We start from the raw sequence: 5,769 nt of genomic DNA, 5'->3' as shown, positions 1-5,769 counted from the left end.
TATTGGCCGATCTGGCGCTTTCGCGAGCAAGCTCGCTCCCACAGGGGAGTGCATTCCAATTGTGGGAGCGAGCTTGCTCGCGAAGAGGCCCTCAAATTCAATGAAGAATTTTAGCCAGTCATCCCTGCTCACTGTCATACCGATCCAGCGTGTCCCGGGCAATCTCGCGCCCTAACGCGATCAATTCCGGCGCCTTGTAAAACTCGAAAAACCGGCACACGCGCTTCGGCACGTTGATCAGGATATCCGGCGGATACCCGGCGATCTTGTACTGCGCCAGCGAGGTCTGCATCACCTCGAAACTCTGGTTGATCAAGTCCAGCAGCGACGCCGGCCCGACGTTATCGATGATGAATGAGCCGGTCGCCGATTTCGGCGCGCCTTCACGCTCGGGCGCAGCCGCTGGTTGCTGGCTCTCCGGCTCAGCGCCTTCCAGCCATGGATTGATATCCGCCGCCTCGGCGCGCAGTGCTTCCTGTTCCAGCTTCAACAGCTGCTCAGCCTGTGTACGACGGAACGGCATCTTCGACCCCAACGAATTGATCAGGCTGTCGAAGCGCGAGCGGAACGCCGGCGGGCGCTGAATCACCGGCAATTTGTAGTGACGCTGGTTGGTCGAGTTGAGATTGACCGCAATGATCAGGTCACAGTGGCTCGACACCACCGGCACGATCGGCAACGGGTTGAGAATGCCGCCGTCGACCAGCATGCGATTGCCTTGCATCACTGGCGTGAACAGACTCGGAATCGCCGCCGAGGCACGCATTGCTTGATGCAGGCAGCCCTCCTGGAACCAGATTTCCTGCTGGTTGGTAAGGTCGGCGGCAACGGCGGTGTAGGGGATGCGCAAGTCTTCGATGTTGATCTCGCCGACGATCTTGCGGATCTGCCCGAAGACTTTTTCGCCGCGAATCGCACCGAGGCGAAAACTCACGTCGACCAGCCGCAGCACATCCAGATAGTCGAGACTTTCGATCCAGTTCTTGTATACGTCGAGCTTGCCGGCGGCGTAGATCCCGCCAACCACGGCGCCCATCGAACAGCCGGCAATGCAGGCGATGTCGTAACCGCGTCGTTCGATCTCTTCAATGACTCCGATATGGGCATAACCCCGGGCGCCACCGGAACCCAGCACCAGTGCGACACGCTTTTTCATCAAACTTCCTCCCGACAAGGTTGCACAATGCACCCATCGCCGGGCTGGCTCAATCGCCGAGGTCGTTGAGTGCGCCGGTGACGTCGTTTTTTCGATACTGCATGACCCTTCGGCGATATCCTTCTCAGTCGCGCGGTTTCACCCGCCGGCAAGGCACTTTTTCGCAGCCTTACCGTCTTAGTTGCACGACTGTTGACCAATTTTGAGGTGTGAGTGATGAAAGCCTGGATCTGTGTGCCGTTGATGGCCCTGGTATTGGCCGGTTGCGCCGGTAAAACCGCTTACCGCGACAGCTGCGGCAGCCAGCTCGACGCGGCGTGGCACGAGCTCGATCTGGCCAAGGCCGAAGGCTTTGCCGGCACGGTCAGCTACTCGAAAGCGTTGTCGCTGCTGACTGCCGCGAAGACTCAGCAGCAATTCGAGGGGTTTGAAGGTTGCAGCAACAAAGCCGAGAAGGCGCGCTTCTACATTCGCGAATCCCGCGCCGGCCGCTAAGCTGCTGACGTGAAGCAAGGAGGCTGCGTTCGCTGGGCAGCAGAATGATCGTCAGAGCCATTTGAATCAGGAGCAAGTGATGTCTGCGTTGGTTGATCGGTTGGTGGCTCATGTCCTGAGTCTGGAGGTGCGGCTGTTGGCCTGTCAGGCGCGATTGACGGCACGCACCGACCCCGAGGCGCTGCACGATCTGCGCACCACGGTGCGGCGCTTGCGCAGCCTGTTGCGTCCATTGCGCGGTTTGCCCGGTGTCGAGCAACTGGAAGATGCCGCCTCGGCGGTCGGCCAATTGACCACACCGTGGCGTGATCGCGAGGTGCTTGCTGCGTACCTGCTCAAGCATGATCAGCCTGAAGCCGCGCAACGACGCATGGCGCAAATGGCCGAAGCCTATCCGGCGCTGGCGGCGAGTGCGGAGGTGGCTTCGTTGCTGATGATTCTCGACGCTTTCCCGCGTTTCCTGCGCGCCTCCCAGCGTCAGGGCTTGCTCAAGGGCTTGGCCAAGCGCATCGAAAAACGCCTCGGCAAGCAATGGCAGAAGCTCGACGAGACTCTGCACGATCCGGCGCACGACAGGCATCGCTTGCGCTTGCTGATCAAACGCGTGCGCTACGGCATCGAAGCCTATCCTGAACTGGACCGCTTGCCCGAAGCGGCGCTGGCGCGGTTGAAGTCAGCCCAAGGCGCGTTGGGCGACTGGCACGATTGCTGGCAGTGGCTGGCGAAGGCTGAGCTTGAGGCGGATCTTCAACCGTGCGTCGCCACTTGGCAGGCGACCATGAGCAAAGCCGAAGCCAAGGCTGATCGCGTGCTGGAAAAACTCAGTTCAACCTGCTTCAAATAATCCTGAAATCATCACATCCCCTTGTGGGAGCGAGCTTGCTCGCGAATGCGTTCTGTCAGGCGGTACATTCTTACCTGACACACCGCTTTCGCGAGCAAGCTCGCTCCCACAGGGGGTTGTGTGTGTCGGTTAGCCCGGTAAGGCCTTTCTGTCAGCCCATTTGACCGGTATAGACGCTGCGGCACTCTGCAGGTCTGGTTAAGATCCCTGCATTCCTTTCTCGTTTTCTGAGGTTGCCATGCGCTTTAGCGATCTGCTCGATGCGGTCCGCCGCCAACCGGAACTGACCATTCCTGCCGAATGGGGCCAAGGGCGCGCCAGTTTCGGTGGCCTGGTGGCGGCGCTGCAATACGAAGCCATGCGTGCGCAAGTGCCGGCGGATCGCCCGGTGCGTTCGCTGGCAATTACCTTTGTCGGCCCGGTCGAGCCCGAAGTCCCGGTGAGTTTCGAAGTGGAGGTGCTGCGCGAAGGCAAAGCCGTCAGCCAGGTCATGGGCCGGGCGATGCAGAATGGCCAGGTCGTGACGATCGTCCAAGGCAGTTTTGGTGCTTCGCGGCCTTCAGAGGTGGCAGTCGAAGCGTATCCGGCGCCTTCAATGAAGCACTGGGACGAATGCCAGGAGTTGCCATACATCAAAGGCGTGACCCCGGAATTCATGCGTCATCTGGCAATGCGCTGGAGTGTCGGCGGCATGCCGTTCACCGGCAATCAATCGCGGCTGATGGGCGGCTGGGTGCGATTACGTGGGGATGTCAAAGAAGAGCCGGTGAGTGAGGCGCATCTGCTGGCCCTGGTGGATGCCTGGCCGCCCGCGCTGTTGCCGTATCTGAAGAAGCCGGCACCGGGCAGCACGTTGACCTGGACCATCGAATTTGTTCAGCCGCTACGCGACTTGAGCACGTTGGACTGGTGCCAATACCTGGCCGACATCGAGTACGCCGCCGACGGCTACGGCCATGTCGCCGCCAAGCTGTGGAGCGCAGAAGGTGAGCTGATTGCGATGAGTCGCCAGACTGTCACGATCTTTGCCTGAGTCAATGCCGACGGTGGCGTTCACGCCAGGCGCGCCACCAGCCGCCACTGAGAAAGAAGCGCGGGAAGGTCAGGAACTGCTCGACCAATAAGCGCGACACGGCATCTTTACGATCACTGAACGGCTCGGAGACTTGCGCCTCCAGGCTGTGACCGTGACGCTGCAAACCCAGCGCCGCAACGATACCGATCACGCCGATGGCGACGCTGGCCAGACTCAGGCTGAACACTCCGGAGACGATCAGCAGAAACGCGACGATAAACAACGGCACGGCAATCAGGTGCAACACCAGATTGGTCGGATGCTGATGATTGCCGGGGTACGCGCGCCATTGCCACGCAGGAAGGTTGGGGTGACGTTTGCCCATGTTGACTACTCCTCGATCCATGTTGAACTCATGGTTGAAGAATATGCCCGGGCGTGGAGGGCGGCGAATCAAGGTTGGCTATTGAGTTGATAGCGGCAATGACCGTGATTGATGTTGGCCGATCTGACGCCATCGCGAGCAGGCTCACTCCTACATTTGGAATGCATTCCCCTGTAGGAGTGAGCCTGCTCGCGATGAGTCCCTCAAAGCTTGAGCTGACCTATGGCCTTGCTCAATTCCCCGGCCAGCGTCGCCAACTCATTGCTGGTCGTCGCCGAATCAACCGTCTGCTGCACGGTGTTCTCGGTCACATCGCGAATACTCACCACCGCCCGGTTCATCTCTTCGGCGACCTGGCTCTGCTGCTCCGCCGCCACGGCAATCTGCGTATTGCTTTCACGCATCTGCGCCACCGCCCCGGTGATTTCCGCCAGCGCTTCGCCAGCCTCCTGCGCTTGTTGCACGCAGTCGTCGGCCTTGTACGAACTCTCCTGCATGAAATCCACCGCATCGCGAGTGCCGGCCTGCAAGGCCGAGACCATTGTGGTGATCTCGTCGGTCGAGGTCTGCACGCGTTTGGCGAGGTTACGCACCTCATCGGCTACCACGGCAAACCCCCGGCCCATCTCACCGGCGCGGGCCGCCTCGATGGCGGCGTTCAGGGCCAACAGATTGGTCTGCTCGGCAATGCTGTGAATCACGCTGACCACGCCATTGATCTTCTGACTGTCCTCGGCCAGCCGTTGAATCATCTCGGCTGTCTGCTGCACACCGCTGGAGAGTCCGGCAATCGAATGTTGCACCCGAGCGACCACTTGCTGACCACTACCCGCGAGGCCATCGGCGGTCTGCGACAAGTCGCGGGTGGCGCCGGCGTGCTGGGCGATGTGATAAACGGTGGCGGTCATTTCATTGATCGCAGTGGCAGCCTGATCGGTTTCGCTCTGCTGACCGAGCATGCCGTGACGCACTTCGTTCATGCTCGACGCCAGTCGCGCCGCGCCGACATCCAGTTGCCGTGCGGTGTTGGCGACGGTCGTCACAACGCGCTGGTAACCGGCCTGCATCGCGTTGAACGCATTGGCCATCTGCCCGACCTCGTCTTTGCCCGCCAGTGGCACCCGGGCCGAGAGATCGCCGCTTTTCTCGACGTGGAGCATCACGTCTTTCAGCGTGTTGAGCTGGCTGAGCAGGAAGCGGATCAACAGTTGCGAGGCACACAGCATGGCGAACATCAGGATGAACACCGCCACCGCATAGTTGGCGAAACGTTCGCGGAACACTTGGCTCAGGCTCGGACCATAAGCAATCACCGCGACCTGCTGACCATCGGCGCGGCTGAACACTTCGGCGCCCAGCAGCGGATTGTCGCCGAACAGCGGCAGGTGATTGATCTCGTTCCAGCCGTTGCTGTCGGTGATTTCCAGCAGTGGTTGATCATTCAGGCGCGGTGCTTCACCGCGTTTGAAGGTCAACACCTGATCGGCTTTGGGCAATGGCTGCCCGGCCGGCCAGGCTTTGAGCAATTGCGCCTGGGCTTGCGCCGATGCTTGTGACGCATGACTGCGCGCCTGTTGTTCGAGTTGCACGGCGTACAGCACCAGCAGCAGGGTGGTGACGAAGGCGACCGCGTTGACCGCCCAGAATTTGTATTTCAGCGAGATATTGCTAAGCCAGGCACCCATGGAGGTCTTCTCTGATAGCGGAAACAGTTTTGGCAAGGTGCCATTATTGTGCCGCTATGCAGATCTGAAGATCTTGATATGAGTCAACAGACCGCACGGTCCCGCCCTTGTAGGAGTGAGCCTGCTCGCGATGGCGGTGTGTCAGTCACCTCAATGTTGAATGAGCTGCCGCTATCGCGAGCAGGCTCG

The 5,769-nt window shown here is 60.3% G+C and carries 6 protein-coding genes; 3 read left to right on the top strand and 3 right to left on the bottom strand.

From position 1 onward, the window contains the following. Positions 1–118 precede the first annotated feature (118 nt). Positions 119–1,156 (bottom strand): patatin-like phospholipase family protein, encoded by a 1,038-nt coding sequence (locus ACWR1S_RS30555; RefSeq protein ID WP_454566104.1) that lies wholly within the window; start codon positions 1,154–1,156, stop codon positions 119–121. A 216-nt stretch (positions 1,157–1,372) separates the two neighbouring features. On the opposite strand from ACWR1S_RS30555, the gene ACWR1S_RS30550 reads away from it, so the two are divergent. From ACWR1S_RS30550 to ACWR1S_RS30540, 3 genes are all read left to right on the top strand, one after another. Beyond that, the gene (locus ACWR1S_RS30550) at positions 1,373–1,651 is read left to right on the top strand and encodes a hypothetical protein (protein ID WP_016985517.1); all 279 of its coding nucleotides are present in this window, start codon (positions 1,373–1,375) and stop codon (positions 1,649–1,651) included. Positions 1,652–1,730: 79 nt separating this feature from the next. Further along, on the top strand, positions 1,731–2,495 hold the full coding sequence (locus ACWR1S_RS30545) for a CHAD domain-containing protein (RefSeq protein WP_454566103.1): 765 nt from the start codon (positions 1,731–1,733) through the stop codon (positions 2,493–2,495). A 238-nt stretch (positions 2,496–2,733) separates the two neighbouring features. Beyond that, the gene (locus ACWR1S_RS30540; RefSeq protein ID WP_454566102.1) at positions 2,734–3,528 is read left to right on the top strand and encodes an acyl-CoA thioesterase; all 795 of its coding nucleotides are present in this window, start codon (positions 2,734–2,736) and stop codon (positions 3,526–3,528) included. A gap of 1 nt (position 3,529) precedes the next feature. On the opposite strand, the gene ACWR1S_RS30535 is transcribed toward ACWR1S_RS30540, so the two are convergent. Both ACWR1S_RS30535 and ACWR1S_RS30530 read right to left on the bottom strand, forming a co-directional pair. After that, positions 3,530–3,895, bottom strand: coding sequence for a terminase (locus ACWR1S_RS30535; RefSeq protein ID WP_454566105.1), 366 nt, complete (start codon positions 3,893–3,895; stop codon positions 3,530–3,532). A gap of 203 nt (positions 3,896–4,098) precedes the next feature. Then, positions 4,099–5,580 (bottom strand): methyl-accepting chemotaxis protein, encoded by a 1,482-nt coding sequence (locus tag ACWR1S_RS30530; protein ID WP_454566101.1) that lies wholly within the window; start codon positions 5,578–5,580, stop codon positions 4,099–4,101. Positions 5,581–5,769: the final 189 nt, after the last annotated feature.

This window comes from Pseudomonas sp. AIG (genome assembly GCF_977020205.1).
This window is presented reverse-complemented; position numbering and strand designations above follow the sequence as displayed.

Excerpts from the sequence above, each read along its gene's own strand:
- ACWR1S_RS30555 (WP_454566104.1), bottom strand. The coding sequence starts at position 1,156 with ATGAAAAAGCGTGTCGCACTGGTGCTGGGTTCCGGTGGCGCCCGGGGT.
- ACWR1S_RS30550 (WP_016985517.1), top strand. The coding sequence starts at position 1,373 with ATGAAAGCCTGGATCTGTGTGCCGTTGATGGCCCTGGTATTGGCCGGT.
- ACWR1S_RS30545 (WP_454566103.1), top strand. The coding sequence starts at position 1,731 with ATGTCTGCGTTGGTTGATCGGTTGGTGGCTCATGTCCTGAGTCTGGAG.
- ACWR1S_RS30540 (WP_454566102.1), top strand. The coding sequence starts at position 2,734 with ATGCGCTTTAGCGATCTGCTCGATGCGGTCCGCCGCCAACCGGAACTG.
- ACWR1S_RS30535 (WP_454566105.1), bottom strand. The coding sequence starts at position 3,895 with ATGGGCAAACGTCACCCCAACCTTCCTGCGTGGCAATGGCGCGCGTAC.
- ACWR1S_RS30530 (WP_454566101.1), bottom strand. The coding sequence starts at position 5,580 with ATGGGTGCCTGGCTTAGCAATATCTCGCTGAAATACAAATTCTGGGCG.